This is a genomic window from Rhizobium acidisoli, from assembly GCF_002531755.2.
Lineage (GTDB): Bacteria > Pseudomonadota > Alphaproteobacteria > Rhizobiales > Rhizobiaceae > Rhizobium > Rhizobium acidisoli.
Window position 1 is genome coordinate 3,419,820 of record NZ_CP034998.1, and the last position, 19,660, is coordinate 3,439,479.

Here is a 19,660-nt window from a genome sequence, read left to right on the forward strand (position 1 = left end):
TCCGGCGTCAACTGGCGGCTCCCGCCGCCTTATGCCTCGATGAAAAAATGGCCTGGAGATTCGGGAGAATGATAAACTCTCCGCCCCTCTTCACCAGGCAGTTGATGTAGTCGGCGCGCCAGCGCATGCCGATGCTCGGCGGCGCCTCGCTCGCGGATTTTGCAAGTGTCGTCACCTCGTTCACCTTGTCGGTCCTGAGGCCGACGAGCGTCTGCTCGCCCTGCAGATCGATCTCGATGACGATGATGCGGCTGTCGATCGTCGCCTCTGCCGCTTCCATCCCGAAGGCGAGACGCAGATCGGCCAGTGGAATGACCTTGCCGCGGAAGTTGATGACGCTGGCGACGAAGGGCTGGCTTCCCGGCACCGCGGTCTCCGGAAGCAGGTCGAGGATTTCCTGGACGATGACCGCTTCCAGCGCGAAGGTCTCGCCGTTGAGATCGAAGGTCAGCACCTCGACTTCCTCGGCATAGCTCCAATGATTGTCGAATCGTTCGGCTGTTGCTGCTGTTGCGCTCATCCTGCTACCCGCAATTGCGCCTCCTGTTGCTGACCCGCGGCAACCAGGTGCCCGACGTCGAGAATGAGGGCGACGCTGCCGTCGCCGAGAATGGTCGCGCCCGAAAATGTCGCGACGTCGTTATGCAGTTTCGACATCGACTTGATGACCGTCTGGTGGTCGCCGATGATCTGGTCGACGACGAGGCCCACGCGCTCCGTGCCGGTTGAAATCACCACGACCTTCTGATGGACATCGGGTTTCGTGCCGGTGCGGAAGAGATCGCGCAGGCGCAGGAACGGCACCAGGCTGTCGCGCAGCGAGATGAAGCTGCGGCCGCGCGAGCGGAGATCTTCCTCGAGCGAAAGTTCTAGGCATTCCTCGACCGCCGAGAGCGGGATGACGTAGCGGCCGGAACCGACACGCACCAGCAGGCCGTCGATGATGGCAAGCGTCAGCGGAATGCGCAGCGACACTTCCGAGCCCTGTCCCGGCACGCTGACGATGTCGATCGCGCCGCGAAGCGCTTCGACCGTCTTCTTGACCACGTCCATACCGACGCCGCGGCCGGACAGGTTGGTGATCGCCGCGGCCGTCGAGAAGCCGGGAGCGAAGATCAGCTGCAGCAGCTCTGGATCGGAGAGAGGCTGTCCGGGTTGGATAAGCCCGGAGGATTCGGCCTTGGCGCGAACCCGTTCGCGATTGATGCCCCGGCCGTCGTCCTTGATCGAGATGATCACCTCGCCGCCGGCCTGGCGGGCCGAAAGCGTCACCGTGCCGGCTTCGGTCTTGCCGGCGGCAAGCCGATCGGCAGGCATTTCGAGGCCATGATCAATCGAGTTGCGCACCAGATGTACTAGCGGATCGGCCAGTCGCTCGATGACCGTCTTGTCGACTTCGGTGCTCTCGCCCTCCGTCACCAACTCGATCACCTTGCCGGTTTCGCGAGCGAGATCGTGGACGAGGCGGCGAAAACGGGAGAAGAGGGTTGCGACCGGCACCATGCGCAGCACCATCATCGTGTCGCGCAATTCACCGGACAGGCGTTCGATTTCTTCCGAGACGGAGCGTAGCGCGATATCGGCGCTGGCGCTGGCAAGCTGGCTGAGGCGCGACTGGGCGATGACGAGCTCGCCGACGCGGTCCATCAACTCGTCGAGACGCTCGGCCGGAACGCGGACATTCTCGGCCGCCTTCGCCTGACTTACGGCGGCGGGCGGCTCGCGCCTGGCCGGCACCGCTTCAACGGGACGAAACTCCGGAACAGCCGCGGAGACCGCGGCGACAGGCGCAGGTGCTGGCTTTGGCTCGACCAGGGCGACATTTGCCGTAGCAGGCCCGTCGATCTCCTCGACGCTGAGTTCCATATCGTCGAGCACGAAGATAAAGACGTCGTCGATCGCTGAGCGGCCCTGCTCGGTGGTCAACATCACGTCCCAGGAAATATGGAGTTCCGTCGGCATGAGCTCGCCAAGAGGCGGAATGGCCGAAGTGTTGGCGCGCACGGTGCATTCGCCGAGATCGCGCAGCTCGTCCAGCAGGCCGAGCGGGTTGGTGCCGTTGGCCATCGAGTTGGCCGGCAGGCTGAAACGGATGCGCCAGCTGTTTTTCTTCTTCACCGACACTTCACGCACGACCGCGGGTACGGCAACAGCGGCCGGTGCGGCAGCCGGCGCCGCCGGCTTGCCGCCGACGGCCGTCTGCAACTGCGCCAGAAGCTTGCTGCCGGTATCGCCGTGATCGGCGTCCGGCTGGTCGACGAGGGCGCGCATATGGTCCTGGGCGGCAAGCACGGCGGCGACGAGTTCGCTGGTCGCCGCGACCTCGCCCTTCCGGACGCGGTCGAAGGCGGTTTCACAATGATGGGTGAAGGCGGCGAGCGCCTCGAAACCGAACATCGCGCCGGAGCCCTTGAGCGTGTGAAGCCCGCGGAACACGGCGTCGACGAGATCCTTGTTGTCGAGCTGGTGAGTGAGGTCGAGAAGACCGGCCTCGATCGCTTCAAGGCATTCGGCAGCCTCCATGCGGAACACGGCAACGGGATCGAGCGTGCTCATCGTCCGAGAACCTTCTTCACGATCTTCACGAGATGTTCGGGGTCGAACGGCTTGGTGAGCCAACCCGTCGCGCCGGCGGCCTTGGCGCGAGCCTTGAGATCCGCATCCGATTCCGTCGTCAGGAAGATGATCGGGACGCCGGCCTGCCCGGGCAGTTTCCGCAGCTCCTCGATCATCGTCAGGCCGTCCATGACCGGCATATTGAGATCGGTCACGATCAGATCGAAGCGGCCACCCTTGGCCGTCGCCAGGCCTTCGGCCCCGTCGGCGGCTTCGGTGACGCTGTAACCGGCATTGCTCAGCGTGACCTTGGTGGTCAGGCGGATGCTGGCGGAATCGTCGACAGTCAGGATATTTGCACTCATAACTTTACCTCTTTATGCAACCAGAAATTTTCGTCTTCTTGATCGAAGGATTCAATGAAACCTGCGCGTTCAAGTACCTTGAGCACCGAGCCGCGAGCAGGCATAGAAAGTTTGAACGTCTTCCCGTCAGCTTTTGCTTGGCGGCGCGCTGACTCTATGAGCTGAATGAAACTCAGATCGGCTTCCGCACTTTCGGAAATGCTAACTACGATTGTATCGTTGCTATCAAATTCATCGATAAATTTTGAATATAGTTCGGACGCGGAGCGAATACTCAGCACGTCAGGCAAATTTATAGATTCGTAATATTGTTTAGGAGTGTCCAACGCAGCCTCCCCGGCCAGAGAAATACTTGACGGCCCTAAAAGGACTCTCACGGCAGCGTTAATGCGGGGTAAACAGCGGTTGTAGGAAACTGCCGTATAACGAGTCTTGAGACTCCGAATTCTCATCCGGAATAAGTTGTATTTTTTTCTCCAAATTTAGAAACAAATAAAATAAAAGCAGCGGGTTAAGCAATATTACCCGGCCACGAGGCTGGGGTGGCGCGCCATCCACATCTTTCGTTAATCACAACGCTGACGAGTCCGGCGCGTTTACCGGACGTTTCCATCCTGCCCGTAAAACGAGAGTCGAATATGCCTGTGTTTAAGAAAAGGGATAAATGTTGGCACACGCTCTGGTATCGCCGACCGCTGCAGCCTACACATCCGGACGGGACATCGGCCGGACCCTGGAATCCGCCCGCGGCCGGGTCGAGGAGCGTTTTCTCGAAGGCGGCACGGTCCTGCTTTCGGTGATGGATGTTCTCAACCGTCTGTTGAATTCTCTTGAGAGTGTCACCGCAGCGCTCGACAATGGGGAGTCGAGCGATACCGGCGCCGATCTCCGTGCCACGGTGGAGAGCCTGACGGCGCTGCCGGTCACCGAGGAAAACCGCCAGCAGGCGCTCGTCTCGCTGGCGCAGACCGGCAGGGAACTGCGCAAGCATGTCTCCGACATGCAGGAGACGATGCGTTATCTCAGAACCTTTGCCGTAACCGTGAAGATCACCGGCGCCGGCCTTGCCGAATTCGCCGGCTTCGCGCAGGAGATCCTGGAGCGAATCTATTCCGGCACCGATGAAGTCAACCGTTTCGCCACCCATCTCGACAGCCTCGACAAGGAGGTCAAACTCGCCGCCTCCTTCGGCGCCAGCGTCTCCAAGGGTTATGCCGATACCGTTCCGGCCGTCGCCGCCGCCCTGCGCGACGATGCCGCCAAGATCGCCGAACACCGCAAGCATCTCGGCGTCGTCGCCCGCGAGGTCGGCGCGATCGCCCGCGGCGTCCAGAGCAAGGTCGCCTCGACGCTCTCTGCCCTGCAGATCGGCGACATTACCCGCCAGCGCATCGAGCATGTGCAAGCCACCCTTTCGCTGCTTGAGGAATTCTTTGCCGGCGAGGAGGGCGCGAAGCTCGATGCCGGTGCGCGCAAGCGCCTGCAGAATGTTATCCACCATCTCACCGCAGCGCAGATGAGCGACATGTGCGCCAATTTCCAGCGGGATTCGGAGAATGTCGTCAAGACGATCGCCAGTTTCGACCACGACATGCGGGAGATCCTCAAGCTGCGCGACCAGATGAGCGGTGCGAGCGGCGAAGCCGGCGGCAATTTCATGCGCGCGCTGGAATCCAGCGTTTCGGCCGCCCACGAAATCGTCAAGCAGGTCGACACGGCAAGCCGGCAGGCCGACCAGGTGAGTCAGTCGACGATCGGCACGGCTGCCAAGCTCTCCGAAGCGATCGCCAACATCCGCGCCGTCAAGACCGACATTCACTATATGGCTTTGAACACCAACCTGCGCTGCAGCCGCCTCGGCGAGGAAGGCAGGTCGATCAACGTCGTCACCGCCGAGCTGCGCATCTTCGCCGGCAAGCTCGACGAATCTGCCGATGCCATCGTCACCGGGCTGCCGGCACTCGAAGCCGCGGCCGGGCGCGTCGCCCCCGCCGCCGATGTCGGGACCGGCGGTCTCGGAGAAAGCCTGACATCGGCCGTCGGCAACATCCGCTCCGCAGCCGATATGATGGAAAATGAGCTGAAGGTGCTCGCCGAGAACGGCCGCGAGGTCGCCACCAAGATCAGCCTGCTGATCGGCAAGCTCGATTTCCAGCGCGACCTCGGCGAAGTCTTTGCTCGCTGCGCCGATCTGCTCGAAAGCGTCGCCGGCACCGAAGTCGCCGATATCTCCGATCTTACTGATGCGATCGCTCCGCTCGACCGCAAGATCTTCAAACACTATACGATGGTCCAGGAGCGCAGCATCCACCGCGACATCATCCCGGCCTGCGAAGACAGCACCCCGGCGCCCGCCGAGACCGTCAGAGCCGAAAACGATGAGGATCTTTTCGCCGACGCGCTGTTTTAAGATCGTTCCCGGTTAGGACGCGCAAAGGATGCTGTAATCTATCGCCGCCGGAACTTGTTGGCGGCCTCGATCGCCGCTTTCTGCTGATCGTCCTCGATGCCGAGATAGAAATCCTCGAGCGACGGATCGGCGAGCCCCGCCCGGCGCGACAGGACGTACCACTTCGCCGCCTCGACCGGGTTGGGCGCCGTGCCGATGGCATTGATATAAAGGTGGGCGAGCTTGTTCTGAGCGACGACATTGCCGCCATTGGCGGCAAGCTTCAGCCATTCGAAGCCCTTGACGTAATCCTTCGGCCCGCCGACGCCGTTGACGAGCCAGATGCCGAGATCGAGCTGGGCCGTGTCGAAACCGGCGCGCGCCGCACGTGCCATCCACTCGCGGGCGAGCTGCTTCTTTTCCTCAGGCAAGTCCTTCAGCGTCGCATAGATCTGCGCCACGGCATATTGCGAATCGGCAATGCCCTGCTCGGCCGATTTCTCGTAGAATGGCAGCGCGAGCTTCAGTCCCGTATCGCCGGGATGATCGGCGATGACAAGCTGCGCCCAGTTGAATTCCGCCGAAGGATTGCCGGCCTCGGCCGCCTTGCGCATGTAGTCGTCGGCCTTGACCTTGTCGCGCGGCACACCCTGGCCTTCCATCAGGATCAGCGCATATTTGAACATTGCCGCCGCATCGCCGCCTTCGGCCGCCTTGCCGTACCAGAAGGCGGCGTTCTTGACGTCCTTCTTGACACCAAGCCCCTGCGAGAGGATTTCGCCGATCAGCGTCTGCGCCGCTGCATCGCCGAGTTGAGCGCGCGGCAGCGCCTTGTCCATTGCCGTCAGGTAATAACCGCGCTGGAAGGCGCCGTAAGCCTCGTCGACAGGTCCCTTGTAATCCTTCTCCGGCGGCAGGTCCGGCAGCTTCGCACCCATGCGGTCGAACACGCCGACACCATCGGAGGGCCGCACACCCGGAGCGGAAGGCCGGTCGGTGCGGAAGGTCGAGGCCGGGGCCGAGCCCGGCTGGCTGATGACGCTGTCGGTGGCCTGCGCCAAGACGACAGCCGGTCCGGCCGCAACGAAGGCGGCCATGCTGGCAAGGATAAATTTCAACGGGCGGGCGGTGGGGATCGGCATGAGCGCGATTTCAATCCTCAAACCGTGGCGCTTTTTCGTCAAGCAAAGCGTTGACTTCGGCGACGATAGACGGCGCCCGGTTGGGCTCGCCGAAGACAGCCAGCCGCAGCGCCACGAATTCCGCTCCGGTCTCGGCGACGGCAAGCGCAGAGGCCGGATCGGTGCCGCCCATGACGATGCAGGGAATCTCGATCATCGAGGCCCACCATTCGCCGAGCGCAAGGTTCTTCGGATGGGCCTCCGGCTTGATATCGCCGTCGAGCTTGCCGAAGAAAATATAATCCGGCCTGGCCTCGCCGATCTCCAGCGCATTGTGCCGGTCGGCTGCGTTGCCGCCGCCGACGATCAGCTTCGGCGCATGTTTTTCGATCGCTTCCGAAAGTGCCTCGGCATTGCCGGAAAGGTGCAGGCCGTCGGCCTTTGCCCGTCCTGCCACGCGGCTGTCGCCTGCAATCAGGGCGGCCGCCCCGGCATCCTGGATCAGCGGCACCAGCTTCTCCGCATGTTTCTGGAAGGTACCGTCGTCGAGCCCGTATTGCGGCACGATCACCGAAGCGACATCGCCGCCCTTCAGCGCGTCGGCAACGATCCTTGCCTGTTCATCGGCATCGGCAATATCGGGGACGATGAGCACAAGGCGGCAGCGGTTTTCCGGTTCGGTCATCAGGTCTTTCCGTTTCCTCGCGAATTCCCCGTTGAGAGGAGGGATCCGCACTCGTTTTGTGTGAGTAGTTCCGTTAGACGAGGCTTGCAAGAGGAGGACGTCGAAAGCATGCCGCAGGATTTATCATTCTACTATGCCGCTGTGCCCGCGGTTCTGCTGGTGGGCCTCGCGAAGGGCGGTATGGGCGACGCTTTGTCGCTGATCGGCCTGCCCTTCCTCGCCCTCGTCGTCTCGCCGGTCGAGGCGGCGGCCATCCTGCTGCCGATCCTGGTCTTTATGGACATGATCTCGCTCGTCATCTGGCGCCAGCACGGCGACTGGGCGACGCTGAAGATCATGCTGCCGGGCGCAGTCTTCGGCATCGCCCTGGGCTGGGCGACCTCGGCGCTCGTTCCGGGCAACATGCTGCGCATCGTCATCGGCGCTGTGACCATCCTCTTCTGCCTGCGCTATTTCTGGAACAATTATGGCCCGGGCGCCGGCAAGATCGTCCCGCCGCGCGGCCAGCGGCCGGTTGCCGCCGGCCTTTGGGGTACATTTTCCGGCTACGGCAGCTTCGTCGCCCATGCGGGAGGCGCACCTTTTCAGATCTATGCCCTGCCGCTCAAGCTGCAGCCACGCGAATATACCGGTACCAGCGTGCGCTTCTTCGCGATCCTCAACGCCATCAAGCTCATTCCCTATTTCGCACTCGGCCAGCTCGACACCCAGAATCTGGCGACCTCCGCAACGCTCCTGCCCTTCGCCCCGCTCGCCACCCTTGCCGGCGCCTGGTGTGTGCGCCGCATGAAGCCGGCGATCTTCTATCCCTTCATGTATGCGATGGCCCTGATCGCCGCCTTCCTCATCGTGCGCGAGGGTCTTGGCTGGTAAGGGCGGCCGTGCTGAGTAATTCCTTCAATCGGAACCGAGCTAATGCAGCAATGCTAAGTGTAACCATCCCTAGCGCGTCTGAAAGACTGCGACGCCGTAGTACGCTGCAATGCACAATTTCCTTGCTGGAACGGCCGGTTTGACGTAGCTTTCCCGCTATGTCGAACACGGACCCCTTCTCTGCGATTGCCGATCCGAACCGGCGTTTTCTGCTGGAGGAATTGCGTCGTGCGCCGCGGACCGTCAACGAACTCGCCGAGGGCCTGCCGATCAGCCGCCCCGCCGTGTCGCAGCACCTGAAGGCGCTGCTCGACAGCAACCTCGTCTCGGTGACCTCGGAAGGCACGAAACGCATCTACACGGTCAACAACCGCGGTTTCGACAAGCTCAATCTATGGCTGGATCAGTTCTGGGCTTGAAGCAGGCTCACAATTACAGCCCCGCCCCTCATATGGATGTGACTTGAAGCGCGACACTCGCAAAAGCGCCAGCCGCGATGCCGCTGGCATCGGGCTGGCGCAATTCTGGTGTAAAATCACCGGGTCTTGCTGATTTCAGGCGGAATGGATGGATTTACCTTTTCTTTCGCAAGATGATCGACCGGCGACCCTTGGGAAGATCAGTGGACGGATGACTTGAGACGCATGATCTCGTCCTTGATGCGCAGCTTGCGGCGCTTGCATTCGGCAATTTCCGTATCGGAGATAGAGGGAGCTGTTCTGAGCGCGTGCAGCTCCTCTTCAAGAGCGACATGCTTTTTCTGGAGTGATTCAAGATGAGCTTGAACTGTCATTTGACCCTTCCTTCCTCTTACCCTCCCCGGCCAACATCGTCGGGGATCAAGGTGTCAACGCGGCGGACTGTGACATATTTTTGAAGGCTTGTCGAAGGCCAAAAGATGAAGACTGGATGGCAATTTCATGATCAAGACTAACTAGCCGTTACCCGTATTTGGTGATAGGAGCTTGCGGAAATCATCGGCAGATCGGACAAGGTCCGGGGACGATAACGGGGAATGCATATGGCCGATCAGGAACAGGCGGAAATCAGGCTCACCGTGGCGCGGCTGCGCCAGGAGCACGAGGATTTCGACGCCGCGATCAACGCCATGATCCAGATCGGGTGCGATGCTCTGCGGATCCAGCGCATGAAGAAGAAGAAGCTCGTCATCAAGGACAGGCTTTCGAAGCTGGAAGATCAGATCATCCCTGACATCATCGCCTGAGGGGGATAGCGACAAATGATGACAGACCGACCGTCCGTCGCCATCATCATGGGCAGCCAGTCCGACTGGGAGACCATGAAGAACGCCGCCGACACGCTGGAGGCGCTTGAGATTCCTTATGATGCGCGCATCATTTCGGCGCACCGCACACCCGACCGGCTGGTCAATTTTGCCAAGGGTGCACGGGCCGAGGGCTTCAAGGTCATCATCGCCGGCGCCGGCGGCGCCGCCCACCTGCCTGGAATGGCCGCATCGATGACGCCGCTGCCGGTTTTCGGCGTGCCGGTCCAGTCCAAAACCATGTCCGGCCAGGACAGCCTTCTTTCCATCGTGCAGATGCCAGCCGGCATTCCTGTCGGCACGCTCGCCATCGGCAAGGCCGGCGCGGTCAACGCCGCCCTTCTCGCCGCCGCCGTGCTTGCCCTTTCCGACGAAGAAGTCGCCGACCGGCTCGACGAGTGGCGCGAGCGCCAGAGTGCTGCCGTCGCCGAATACCCGATGGACGACCTATGACGGCAAGAACGATCGGTATCATCGGCGGCGGCCAGCTCGGCCGCATGCTGGCCATTGCCGCTGCCAGGCTGAATTTTCGCACGGTCATTCTCGAGCCGCAGGCCGACTGCCCGGCCGCCCAGCTCGCCAACCGGCAGATCACCGCCGCCTATGACGATCCGGCGGCCCTGGCCGAACTCGCCGATGTCTGCGATGTCGTCACTTACGAATTCGAGAACGTGCCCGTCTCAGCCGCCGAGGCGCTTTCGGCAAGCATTCCCGTCTATCCGCCGCCGAAGGCGCTGGAGGCCGCCCAGGACCGCCTGGTCGAAAAGCGCTTCCTGAATGATTGCGGCATATCAACCGCCCGCTTCCATGCGATCGACAGCCAGGCCGATCTTGAGGCGGCACTCCGGGATTTCGGCGGCCAGGGCGTGCTGAAGACGCGCCGTCTCGGTTATGACGGCAAGGGCCAGAGGGTTTTCCGTTCAGCCGCCGACAGCGCTGATGGCGCCTATGCCGCGCTCGGCGCCGTGCCGCTGATCCTCGAAAGTTTCGTCGCCTTCGAACGCGAGGTCTCGATCATCGCCGCCCGCGCCACGGACGGCACGGTCGTCTGCTTCGATCCCGCCGAGAATGTCCATCGCAACGGCATCCTTCACACCTCAACGGTTCCGGCGGCGATCTCGCCGGCGACGGCGGACGCCGCGCGCCGATCGGCCGAAAAGATCCTTGCAGCATTGAACTATGTCGGCGTCATCGGCATCGAATTCTTCGTGCTTGCCGATGGCGGCCTGATTGCCAACGAGATGGCGCCGCGTGTCCACAATTCCGGCCACTGGACGGAGGCCGCCTGCGTCGTCAGCCAGTTCGAGCAGCATATCCGCGCCGTCACAGGCCTGCCGATCGGCAATGCCGAGCGGCATTCCGACTGCGTCATGCAGAACCTGATCGGCGACGATATCCTGGCCGTTCCCGACTGGCTGCAACGCCCCGATACCCTGGTTCATCTCTACGGCAAGACGGAATGGCGTCCCGGCCGCAAGATGGGCCATGTCACCACCTTGACGCCGAAATCGCCGGTTTTGGCCTGAGAAAACACAGCTTCGCCTTGGGAAAAACACCGTCATGCGGTTGACACGGAAAAGGTGACGGGGTATCTGCTCCCCCACCTAAACAGCGCGCCCGATGGCGCGCTTTTGATTGTTAAAGATACGGGCGAATGTGAATTCCCCCATAGAGATCGCGGATCAGAAAAATGAAGATCAAGAATTCGCTCAAGTCGCTCAAGGCTCGCCACCGTGACAACCGTCTGGTTCGCCGCAAGGGTCGCATCTACATCATCAACAAGCTGAACCCGCGCTTCAAGGCCCGTCAGGGCTGATTTCGCGCGCCCGGATCGCTTCGCCCGCGTGAGTATGCGCCGGCAGATATCCGGTGGGTCGCTGCGGTGATCACGTCAAATTTGCTTGATCTTCGGCGTTGGCGGGCTAATATGTCCGCCATGCGCTTTTTTGCTTTGACGTCAGCGGCGCTGCCGCTCGCCCTCATCTTCTTCACCGCCACCTTTCCGGCCACTGCCGCGGAAAAGGACGTTATTGTCGAGCAGGCGGATGTCACCAATTCGCCGAAACAACACCTCGACCAGCTCTTCAGCCAGCTGAAACGCGAGCGTGACCCCGACAAAGCCAGCGGCATCGCAAATGAGATTCGCATGGAATGGAACGATTCCGGCAGCGCCACCATCAATCTGCTGATGCAGTGGGCCGACAAGGCGATCGAGGAAAAGCGCAATCCCGCCGCCCTCGATTTCCTTGACGAGGCGATCGCGCTGAAACCCGATTATGCGGAAAGCTGGAACCGCCGCGCGACGCTGAACTTCGTCATGGGCAATTATCGCAAGTCGATGTCCGATATCGAACGGGTGCTCGATCTCGAGCCGCGCCATTTCGGCGCGCTCTCCGGCATGGCGGCGATCCTCAGCAATTCCGGCAATGACCAGCTGACCTTGAAGGCCTGGGAGCGTTTTCTTGACATCTACCCCGCCGAACGCACCGCGCAAGAACAGGTCAACACGCTTGCGGAAAAACTTGCCGGCAACCGCACCTGATCCTCGGGCGTTGATCTTGACCTCCGGCCAAGCCGCGCAACTTAGAACTTTAAACGGGAAACGACGCAGCGCGCCCGCTCTCGGCAAAACCGCCGCAACTATCGCCCGTTAAGATCATGCTTGCAGAAGTTTCCGCTCTTCTCGCCCCGCTCGCCGCCGCCATCGGCTACTCCTCCTACAAGGCGCGGCAATTCGAACAAACCTATCCGAATATCGGCGAACTGACGGATGTCGGCGGCTACCGCATGAACGCCGTCCATATCGAGCGCCCCGAAGGCGCCGACCTGCCGACCCTCGTCTTCATTCACGGCGCCAGCGGCAATCTGCTCGACCAGGTCGTGGCCTTCCGCGCCGCACTCGAAGGCCGGGCCGAGATGCTGTTCGTCGATCGTCCCGGCCACGGTTATTCCGAACGCGGCGGCCCTGATAACGCTGTCCCTTCCGGTCAGGCCGACGCGATCGCCAGGCTGATGGAAAAGCGCGGCATCGAAAAAGCTGTCATCGTCGGCCATTCCTTCGGCGGGGCGATCACCGCCGCTTTCGGCCTGCGCCATCCCGATAAGACCTTGGGCCTGCTCTTCCTCGCCCCCGCCACCCACCCCTGGCCGGGTGGCATCGACTGGTATTATCACGTCGCAACCGCACCGGTCCTCGGCTGGCTCTTTAACCACGCGATCGTCGTGCCGCTCGGTCTCAGCCGGCTGGAGCGCGGCACGCGCAACGTCTTCCACCCCAATCCGCGCCCGGCCGACTACATCGAAAGGACCGGTCCGTCGCTGGTGCTGCGACCCGACGCTTTCTACAACAATGCCGCCGATTTCAAGAGACTGCTTGCCTATGTGAAGGAGCAGTCGCCGCTCTATGCGAAGATCACCGCGCCGACCGTCATCATCACAGGCGACAGCGACGAGATCGTTTGGGAGCACCTGCACTCACGCGGCCTGGCCCGCGATATAGCAGGCTCCGAACTCATCACCGTTCGCGGTGTCGGCCACAAGCCGGATTATCTCGCAACCGATGTCGCCGTCGCCGCCATCGAGAAGATCGCCGGCATGCCGCGCGACCTTCAGGCGATCGCCCGCCGGGCCGAAGAGAGGCTCGCCGCCGCATCACGCGATAGGACGCTTGGAGCCGCGCCGTCGCTGCGGCCAGGCGCCCTTCGCGGCGCATGACCTCTGTGGCTCGAGTTTCATCAGGCGCTGAGACGCACACCGCCGTCGCAGGTGATCACATGGCCACTCATGAAGCCGTTTCCGATCAGGAAGGCGATCGCCTCCGCGATATCCTCCGGCCTGCCGACGCGACCGACTGGCGTGCGGCTGGCGAAGTCCGCAAAGACGCTGCCACGCTGCTCCGACGGCAGAAAACTCCACCACGGCGTATCGACGACCCCCGGTGAAACGCCGTTGACCCGCAGCGGCTTCAATTCGGCGGCCAGCACCGGCACCATCGCCTCGATGCCGGCATTGACGGCAGCAAGCCCAGCCGTACCGGGCATCGCGGCCTGCGCACTGACCGCCGAAACGAAAGTGATGCTGCCGCCCGGCTGCAGTAGCGGCAATGCTGCCTGGGCTGCCGCGGCATGCGGAATGAGCTTGGTCTGGAACCCGGCGAGCAGATCCGCCATATCGAGTGTAGCAAAAGGTCCGGCACCGTGACCGCTGCCCATGGCCAGCACCAGATGACCGAACGCGCCGATCCCGGCAAAAGCCTCGCCGAGTGCCGATACCTTCGCCGCATCAAGCACGAGGCTCCGCAGATCGCCGTCGAGTGATGCTTTCGCCGCGGCAAGCTTCTCGCCGTCGCGGCCCGCAATGGTGACCGTATATCCCTGTTTTAAAAGTAATTTCGCCGTGGCAAAGCCGATACCGGAAGACCCGCCGATGACGACGGCATGCTGTAAAGACATGATGCTGTTCCTTGATTAGATTAGTCTAGCCGCAGGCGCTTCAATCACACGCGGCGCCTGCATCATGCGCCGCCTGGAAACGTCAAACAGTTCCATTTTTATCCTGGTATCGATACTGATATGATCCCCGGCATGGACCAGAGAGCCGACACATTCGAAGCCCGCCGCCGTGAGTTTGCAGCCTTCCTGCGTTCTCGTCGCGAGCGGCTGGCGCCGTCCGAAGTCGGCTTGCCGGAAGGTTTTCGCCGGCGCACGCCAGGTCTGCGGCGGGAGGAACTCGCCATGCTCGCCGGCGTCGGCACCACCTGGTACACATGGCTGGAACAGGGCCGCGATGTCCGCGCCTCGGCACAGGTGCTCAATGCCCTTGCCGATGCGCTGCGTCTTGACGAGGCTGAGCGCCAACATCTCTTCACCCTCAACGACCGCCAGATCGCGCAGACAGTATCCAGCGCGCCCGAATGCGTCGACGAACCGCTGCAGCGCATGCTCGCCAACCTCACCCACCAACCGGCCTATGTGCTTGGCCGCCGGTGGGATGTGCTCGCCTGGAACCGCGCCGCCGAAGTACTCTTCGGCGGTTATGACACGCTCGACCGTGACCAGCGCAACACCATGCATCGCCTCTTCGCCGACCCGGCGCATCGCCGGCTGCTCGTCGATTGGGAGGCGGTTGCCCGCGTCTCGCTGGCGATGTTTCGCGCCGACAGCGCACGTTATGCCGGTGATCCGGATTTCGAGCGACTGATCGCGCTGCTGCAACAGGCAAGCTCTGAATTTCGTGACTGGTGGCAGCGCCACGAGGTCGTCAGCCCGCTGTCGGGTATCAAACGCATCGATCATCCGGTTAAAGGCCGCATGTGCTTCGAGCATACGGGGCTGACACTGACGAACCGGCCGGAGATGAAGCTCGTCGTCTATACGCCGCTGGATGACGAGGACACCAACCGGAAACTCGCCGAGCTTCTTGCCTAAAGCCAAACCCTTGCATTGCCTCGGGCCGTCGCGGCCCCATATGTTTTCCATCATTGTCCATAGGAGGGGAAATCATGGGCCGCCTGCATATCGGGACGATCTCGGTCATATCGGCACTGTCGCTGAGCCTGACCTCTGTTTTCGCCGCCTCGCCCGCGCCTGTCGAGGCCGAGCACGGCATGGTCGTCACCGCCCAGCATCTGGCGACCGATGTCGGCGTCGAGGTGCTGAAGGGCGGCGGCAATGCCGTCGATGCAGCCGTTGCCGTTGGTTATGCGCTGGCGGTCGTCTATCCCTCGGCCGGTAATCTCGGCGGTGGCGGCTTCATGACCATTCGCCTGAAGGACGGCACCAAGACCTTCCTCGATTTCCGCGAACGCGCGCCCCTTGCCGCCACGAAGACAATGTATCTCGATGCCAAGGGCGATATCGTGCCGCGCGCCAGCCTCGACGGCTATCTTGCCGTCGGCGTTCCCGGCTCCGTGATGGGCTTCGAAACCGCACGCGAGAAATACGGCACAAAGCCGCGCCAGGATCTAATCGCACCGGCACTTCGCTTCGCCAGGGAAGGCTACACGCTGGAACAGGGCGATGCCGCAAGTTTCGCCGGCAGCGCCAAGCGCCTCGCCAAGGACGAGGCGGCGGCGAAGATTTTCCTGAAACCCGATGGCAAAGCCTATGCATTGGGCGAAAAGCTCCAGCAGCCCGACCTTGCCGCGGTCCTGGCGGCCATATCGGAAAAAGGTCCTGACGCCTTCTACAAGGCCGCGCCCGCCGAAGCGATCGTCAAGGCAAGCCAGGCTAAGGGCGGCATCCTCGCCAGGCAAGATTTCGAGCAATATGCCGTGCGCGAGTTGAAGCCGGTCGAATGCAATTATCGCGGTTACGACATCATCTCCTCGCCGCCGCCTTCCTCCGGCGGCGTCATCATCTGCGAGATCCTCAACGTTCTCGAAGGTTATCCGATTTCCTACCTGGGCTACGGCTCGGCCGAAACCGTGCATGTGATGGTCGAGGCTATGCGTTATGCCTATGTCGACCGCAACGCTGCGCTCGGCGATCCCGATTTCGTCGAGAACCCGGTCGCAAAACTCATCGACAAGACCTATGCCAAGGAGATCGCCGCCAAGATCGATCCCTACAAGGCCGGCACGTCGGCCAACCTTAAACCGCTCGGCGGCAAGGAAAGCACCGAGACGACGCATTATTCGATCATCGACGACGAGGGCAATGCGGTCGCCGTCACCTATACGCTGAACGGCTCCTTCGGCGCTGCCGTCGTAGCGCCCGGCACCGGCGTCCTGCTCAACAACGAGATGGACGATTTCACCTCCAAGCCCGGCGTGCCGAACCTTTATGGCCTCGTCCAGGGCGAGGCGAACGCCATCGCACCGAAGAAGACACCGCTCTCCTCGATGAGCCCGACGATCGTCACCAAGGACGGCAAGCCTTTCATGGTGATCGGCAGCCCCGGCGGCTCGCGCATCATCACCATCACGCTGGAGGCGATCCTCAACGTGGTCGATTTCGGCATGGATATCAGCCAGGCGGTGAATGCGCCGCGTATCCACCATCAATGGCAGCCCGATAAGGTCTATCTCGAACCTTATGCAATTTCGCCCGATACGGAAAAGACCCTCGCCGCCATGGGCTACAGCTTCGATGGCGGCAATGACGCGCCGCTCTGGGGCCAGGCCGCCGGCATCCTCGTCGGCGGCAAAAGCCTCGCCGCCATCGAAAAGGGCGGCGGTGCGCGCTATAACGGCGCCATGGACAGCCGCGCGACTGAAGGTTCGGCGAGCGGCTACTGACGATCGCCAGCAGCGGGCGACAAATGCGACGGGCCATTCATGTCACGGTGACAAAGTCGCCGTTCACAAATGGCTGGCCGCGCCCTAAGCATGAGCGAACCCGCAAGCAGGACGATTCCCGAATGGCCAGCATTGAAATGATTGTCGCCGCCCGCGCCCGTCTGCGCGGTCATGCGAGGCGCACGCCGCTTCTCTCCTCTCCCTTCCTGAACGAAATCGCCGGCCGGCGCCTGTTCGTGAAGGCGGAATGCCTGCAGCATTCCGGCTCGTTCAAGTTTCGCGGCGGCTGGTCGGCCGTCTCCGGCCTCGATCCGGTGATACGCTCGAAGGGCGTTATCGCCTTCTCCTCCGGCAACCATGCCCAGGGTGTCGCCCTTGCCGCCAAGCTGCACAACGTGCCCTCCGTCATCATCATGCCGAGCGACGCGCCGAAGCTGAAGATTGCCAATACCCGCGCCTTCGGCGCCGAAGTGGTGCTCTACGACCGCGTCAACGAGGACCGCGACGAGATCGGCGCGAGACTGTCGGCCGAGCGCGGCCTGACGCTGATCAAACCCTTCGACGAACCGCTGGTGATCGCCGGCCAAGGCACGACCGGCCTCGAAATTTCCGAGCAGGCGGAAGAGGAAGGCGTGACATCAGCCGAAGTCCTCGTGCCCTGCGGCGGCGGCGGATTGACCTCCGGCATCGCACTCGCGCTTGAAGCCAGCGCTCCCGGCTTTCGCGTCCGCCCCTGCGAGCCCAAGGATTTCGACGATACCGCCCGCTCGCTTGCTTCAGGCAGGATCGAGCGCAACGTGGCGGTATCAGGCTCGATCTGCGATGCGATCGTCACGCCGCAGCCCGGAAATATCACCTTCCCGATCCTCAAGCGCCTCGCCGGCGCCGGCATCGTCGTCACCGACGAGGAGGCGCTGCGCGCCATGGCGCTCGCCTTCGTCAGGCTGAAGATCGTCGTCGAGCCCGGCGGCGCAGTGGCGCTCGCCGCCGCCCTCTTCCATGGCGAAGCGCTGGAAAGCGACACGGTGGTCGCCGTCACTTCCGGCGGCAATGTCGATGCCGATATCTTCGCCATGGCGCTCGAACGCTTCGGCTGAGGGCATCGTGCGGCAGCCAGCCGCGCGACAGCCCCGATAACAAATGCAAGTCGTGCGGCATCCGGCTCTCTCGAGCCGAATGCCGGATTTGCCGTCAGATGGATTGAAGCGCCTGGCGGATTGCCATCTCGACCGGCGAATAGACGCCGTCCTCCCGCTCGAGCCGTAGCGGTTCGGAGGGTGCAAGGCCGGGCTGCCCCATGAAGCGCGGCTCTTTGCCGCGATGTTTTTGCGCTGCATGGATAAGGAACGGATGGCACAGATAGACCGTGCCGGCCTGTCCCATCGCCAAGGCCAGCGGCCGGTCTTCACCGACATGCTCCAGCCTGAGATGCGCCATACCCGCTTCGCCCGCCGGTGCCAGAAGGCGCGCGACATCCTTGTGCGAGCCGATACGGATGCGGGTCGGCGCATCCTCTTCCCCGACATCCGAGAACAGGAAAAGCATCAGCAGCGCCCGTCCGCGCGAGGTGATATTCACCCGCCAGGCGGAAAAGTCCCGCTGCTCGTTCGGATCGGAATCCCCACCGGGAAAGCTCAGATCGACATGCCAGCCGGCATCGCCGGGATCGTCCGGATGGGGAAAGCGCACCGGGAAACTTCCAAGCCCGGTGCGTGGCTCCCAGCGCCCTTTGCCGACAAGCTGGTCGAACGCCGAATGCAATACCGGTGTATTGACGGCTTTCTCGAACGGGCCGCCGCCATAACCGGCAAGCCGCACCACCGGCTGGCTCCATGTCCTTGGATTATCCGCATCGAAGGGAATATCGCGCCACATGATGGCACGACCTTCCTCGGCCAGATCGCGGGGAAAAGCCTCGTCGATCCGGATAAAGCCGTCCTCGATGAATTGCTCGATCTGCGCGGCGCTCAGCGCCGGCGGGTAAACATTTGATGTCATGAAATATCTCTCTATCGCCAATCCTGCCGGCTCTTTCCTTGGCCAGATGCAGGGTGGTTGCACCAACGGCAACGCGCCAGCCGCGAAGGCTGGCAAGCGGCCGCATCTTCCGATGCCCGAAGGCAGAGCTTTAAAGGCTCAAGAAGAAGGCCGTAGCGATATTGAGAGTGATCGTCTTCATAGCAGTCCGAAGCTATAGCCACGCGATCCAAGGGTCAATGCGGCAATGTCAGGCCGCCGTCCCGCGAAGCGCGCCATGCACCGACTGCAGCACGAGCTCGGCAAGCCGGGCCGCCGCCGGCTGCGGTTCGGCTTCGGCCCGATGCAGGACCAGCCCGAGCTTCGGCAAATCAGGTAAGCCGATCGTCTCCGGCGCCAGCGGCCGGACCTTTGCCGGCAATCCGATTGGTGTGCGGATAGAGATGCCGAGGCCTGCGGCCGCCGCGGCCCAGAGGCCGCCGAGGCTGGAGCTGACGAAGGCGAGACGCCAGGAAATGCCGGCTTCGTCAAGTGCCCGGGTCGCCGCACTGCGCATCAGGCATGGCGCCTCCAGCGAGGCGAGCGGTATCGGCTCGCCACTTGCCGCATGCCAGTCGGGCGATCTCTCGGCAGGCCCGATCCAGCGCATCGGCACCTCGCCGATGCGCTCACAATGCGCCGTCGCCGTGCCGTCGCTCCAGGCGAGCGCCAGATCAAGCTTGCCTGAGGTGACGCGCTCAAGCAGTTCAACGTTGCGCACCACCCGCGCCTCGACGCGGACCTTCGGATGCGCGCGTGCAAAGCGGCCGAGCACCTCCGGCAGCAGGGTCTCGCCAAAATCCTCCTGCAGGCCAAGCCGCACCCAGCCTTCAAGCTCGATGCTGTGCACGGCCGCCGCCGCCTCGTCGTTCAACTCCAGCAACCGCCTGGCATAACCGAGCATCGTCTCACCGGCATCGGTCAGCGCCAGTCCGCGCCCGGCCTTGCGGAAGATCGGCGTGCCCGCCTGCTCCTCCAGCTTCTTCAGCTGCGCGCTCACTGCCGAGGTGGAACGTCCGAGTTTTTCGGCCGCCTTGGCAAAATTGCCGAGCTCCATGCCGGTCGAAAAGCTTCGAAGCACATCGAGATCGAAGATCGTCCGTCGCATCACATAATCCCATTTTTTAGGACCA

Annotated in this window: 22 protein-coding genes; 12 read left to right on the top strand and 10 right to left on the bottom strand. The window is 62.5% G+C overall.

What is annotated here, in order from left to right; all coding sequences use genetic code 11:
- Positions 1 to 7: 7 nt before the first annotated feature.
- The 4 genes from CO657_RS16790 to CO657_RS16805 are packed head-to-tail and all read right to left on the bottom strand — an operon-like array spanning position 8 to position 3,247.
- A complete protein-coding gene (locus CO657_RS16790) occupies positions 8 to 520 on the bottom strand; it encodes a chemotaxis protein CheW (RefSeq protein ID WP_003585722.1) in 513 nt (170 codons plus the stop codon).
- Positions 517 to 2,556 (bottom strand): chemotaxis protein CheA, encoded by a 2,040-nt coding sequence (locus CO657_RS16795; protein WP_054185084.1) that lies wholly within the window; start codon positions 2,554 to 2,556, stop codon positions 517 to 519. The genes CO657_RS16790 and CO657_RS16795 overlap by 4 nt, the downstream gene beginning before the upstream one ends.
- Positions 2,553 to 2,921 (bottom strand): response regulator, encoded by a 369-nt coding sequence (locus CO657_RS16800; RefSeq protein ID WP_003585726.1) that lies wholly within the window; start codon positions 2,919 to 2,921, stop codon positions 2,553 to 2,555. The genes CO657_RS16795 and CO657_RS16800 overlap by 4 nt, the downstream gene beginning before the upstream one ends.
- The gene (locus CO657_RS16805) at positions 2,918 to 3,247 is read right to left on the bottom strand and encodes an STAS domain-containing protein (protein ID WP_003585728.1); all 330 of its coding nucleotides are present in this window, start codon (positions 3,245 to 3,247) and stop codon (positions 2,918 to 2,920) included. The genes CO657_RS16800 and CO657_RS16805 overlap by 4 nt, the downstream gene beginning before the upstream one ends.
- 341 nt (positions 3,248 to 3,588) lie before the next feature.
- Here CO657_RS16805 and CO657_RS16810 point away from each other — a divergent pair, with 341 nt between their 5' ends.
- Positions 3,589 to 5,331 carry a chemotaxis protein gene (locus tag CO657_RS16810; protein WP_184694950.1) on the top strand — a complete coding sequence of 581 codons (1,743 nt, stop codon included), beginning with the start codon at positions 3,589 to 3,591 and terminating at the stop codon, positions 5,329 to 5,331.
- Between the two features lie 38 nt (positions 5,332 to 5,369).
- On the opposite strand, the gene CO657_RS16815 is transcribed toward CO657_RS16810, so the two are convergent.
- Positions 5,370 to 6,452, bottom strand: a complete 1,083-nt coding sequence (locus CO657_RS16815; protein WP_003585732.1) for a tetratricopeptide repeat protein — start codon at positions 6,450 to 6,452, stop codon at positions 5,370 to 5,372.
- A 10-nt stretch (positions 6,453 to 6,462) separates the two neighbouring features.
- Entirely contained in the window at positions 6,463 to 7,116 is a 654-nt protein-coding gene (locus CO657_RS16820; RefSeq protein ID WP_003585734.1) for a thiamine phosphate synthase, read from the bottom strand.
- A 108-nt stretch (positions 7,117 to 7,224) separates the two neighbouring features.
- On the opposite strand from CO657_RS16820, the gene CO657_RS16825 reads away from it, so the two are divergent.
- On the top strand, positions 7,225 to 7,989 hold the full coding sequence (locus CO657_RS16825) for a sulfite exporter TauE/SafE family protein (protein ID WP_003585735.1): 765 nt from the start codon (positions 7,225 to 7,227) through the stop codon (positions 7,987 to 7,989).
- Between the two features lie 158 nt (positions 7,990 to 8,147).
- On the top strand, positions 8,148 to 8,408 hold the full coding sequence (locus tag CO657_RS16830) for an ArsR/SmtB family transcription factor (protein ID WP_003542830.1): 261 nt from the start codon (positions 8,148 to 8,150) through the stop codon (positions 8,406 to 8,408).
- A gap of 200 nt (positions 8,409 to 8,608) precedes the next feature.
- On the opposite strand, the gene CO657_RS16835 is transcribed toward CO657_RS16830, so the two are convergent.
- Positions 8,609 to 8,782, bottom strand: coding sequence for a YdcH family protein (locus CO657_RS16835; protein ID WP_003566443.1), 174 nt, complete (start codon positions 8,780 to 8,782; stop codon positions 8,609 to 8,611).
- 228 nt (positions 8,783 to 9,010) lie between these two features.
- On the opposite strand from CO657_RS16835, the gene CO657_RS16840 reads away from it, so the two are divergent.
- From CO657_RS16840 to CO657_RS16865, 6 genes are all read left to right on the top strand, one after another.
- Complete coding sequence (locus CO657_RS16840; RefSeq protein WP_003566445.1) at positions 9,011 to 9,214, top strand: YdcH family protein; 204 nt, start codon at positions 9,011 to 9,013, stop codon at positions 9,212 to 9,214.
- A gap of 18 nt (positions 9,215 to 9,232) precedes the next feature.
- Positions 9,233 to 9,727 carry a 5-(carboxyamino)imidazole ribonucleotide mutase gene (gene purE / locus CO657_RS16845; protein ID WP_037073830.1) on the top strand — a complete coding sequence of 165 codons (495 nt, stop codon included), beginning with the start codon at positions 9,233 to 9,235 and terminating at the stop codon, positions 9,725 to 9,727.
- Complete coding sequence (locus CO657_RS16850) at positions 9,724 to 10,800, top strand: 5-(carboxyamino)imidazole ribonucleotide synthase (protein ID WP_003585740.1); 1,077 nt, start codon at positions 9,724 to 9,726, stop codon at positions 10,798 to 10,800. The genes purE and CO657_RS16850 overlap by 4 nt, the downstream gene beginning before the upstream one ends.
- Before the next feature lie 164 nt (positions 10,801 to 10,964).
- Complete coding sequence (gene ykgO, locus CO657_RS16855; RefSeq protein WP_003566454.1) at positions 10,965 to 11,090, top strand: type B 50S ribosomal protein L36; 126 nt, start codon at positions 10,965 to 10,967, stop codon at positions 11,088 to 11,090.
- Between the two features lie 111 nt (positions 11,091 to 11,201).
- Entirely contained in the window at positions 11,202 to 11,816 is a 615-nt protein-coding gene (locus CO657_RS16860) for a tetratricopeptide repeat protein (RefSeq protein ID WP_012558892.1), read from the top strand.
- A 116-nt stretch (positions 11,817 to 11,932) separates the two neighbouring features.
- A complete protein-coding gene (locus CO657_RS16865; protein WP_012558893.1) occupies positions 11,933 to 12,988 on the top strand; it encodes an alpha/beta fold hydrolase in 1,056 nt (351 codons plus the stop codon).
- Between the two features lie 20 nt (positions 12,989 to 13,008).
- Here the strand turns inward: CO657_RS16865 and CO657_RS16870 are convergent, their stop codons facing one another.
- Entirely contained in the window at positions 13,009 to 13,725 is a 717-nt protein-coding gene (locus CO657_RS16870; protein WP_054185086.1) for an SDR family oxidoreductase, read from the bottom strand.
- 120 nt (positions 13,726 to 13,845) lie between these two features.
- On the opposite strand from CO657_RS16870, the gene CO657_RS16875 reads away from it, so the two are divergent.
- The 3 genes from CO657_RS16875 to CO657_RS16885 all read left to right on the top strand — a co-directional run bounded on the left by CO657_RS16875 (position 13,846) and on the right by CO657_RS16885 (position 17,608).
- Positions 13,846 to 14,700, top strand: coding sequence for a helix-turn-helix transcriptional regulator (locus CO657_RS16875; protein WP_179612246.1), 855 nt, complete (start codon positions 13,846 to 13,848; stop codon positions 14,698 to 14,700).
- 74 nt (positions 14,701 to 14,774) lie between these two features.
- Positions 14,775 to 16,511 (top strand): gamma-glutamyltransferase, encoded by a 1,737-nt coding sequence (gene ggt / locus CO657_RS16880; protein WP_054185087.1) that lies wholly within the window; start codon positions 14,775 to 14,777, stop codon positions 16,509 to 16,511.
- A 122-nt stretch (positions 16,512 to 16,633) separates the two neighbouring features.
- Positions 16,634 to 17,608 carry a threonine ammonia-lyase gene (locus tag CO657_RS16885; RefSeq protein WP_054185088.1) on the top strand — a complete coding sequence of 325 codons (975 nt, stop codon included), beginning with the start codon at positions 16,634 to 16,636 and terminating at the stop codon, positions 17,606 to 17,608.
- A 94-nt stretch (positions 17,609 to 17,702) separates the two neighbouring features.
- Here the strand turns inward: CO657_RS16885 and CO657_RS16890 are convergent, their stop codons facing one another.
- Positions 17,703 to 18,509 (bottom strand): phytanoyl-CoA dioxygenase family protein, encoded by an 807-nt coding sequence (locus CO657_RS16890; RefSeq protein ID WP_054185089.1) that lies wholly within the window; start codon positions 18,507 to 18,509, stop codon positions 17,703 to 17,705.
- Between the two features lie 229 nt (positions 18,510 to 18,738).
- Complete coding sequence (locus CO657_RS16895) at positions 18,739 to 19,635, bottom strand: LysR substrate-binding domain-containing protein (protein ID WP_054185090.1); 897 nt, start codon at positions 19,633 to 19,635, stop codon at positions 18,739 to 18,741.
- Between the last annotated feature and the right edge of the window lie 25 nt (positions 19,636 to 19,660).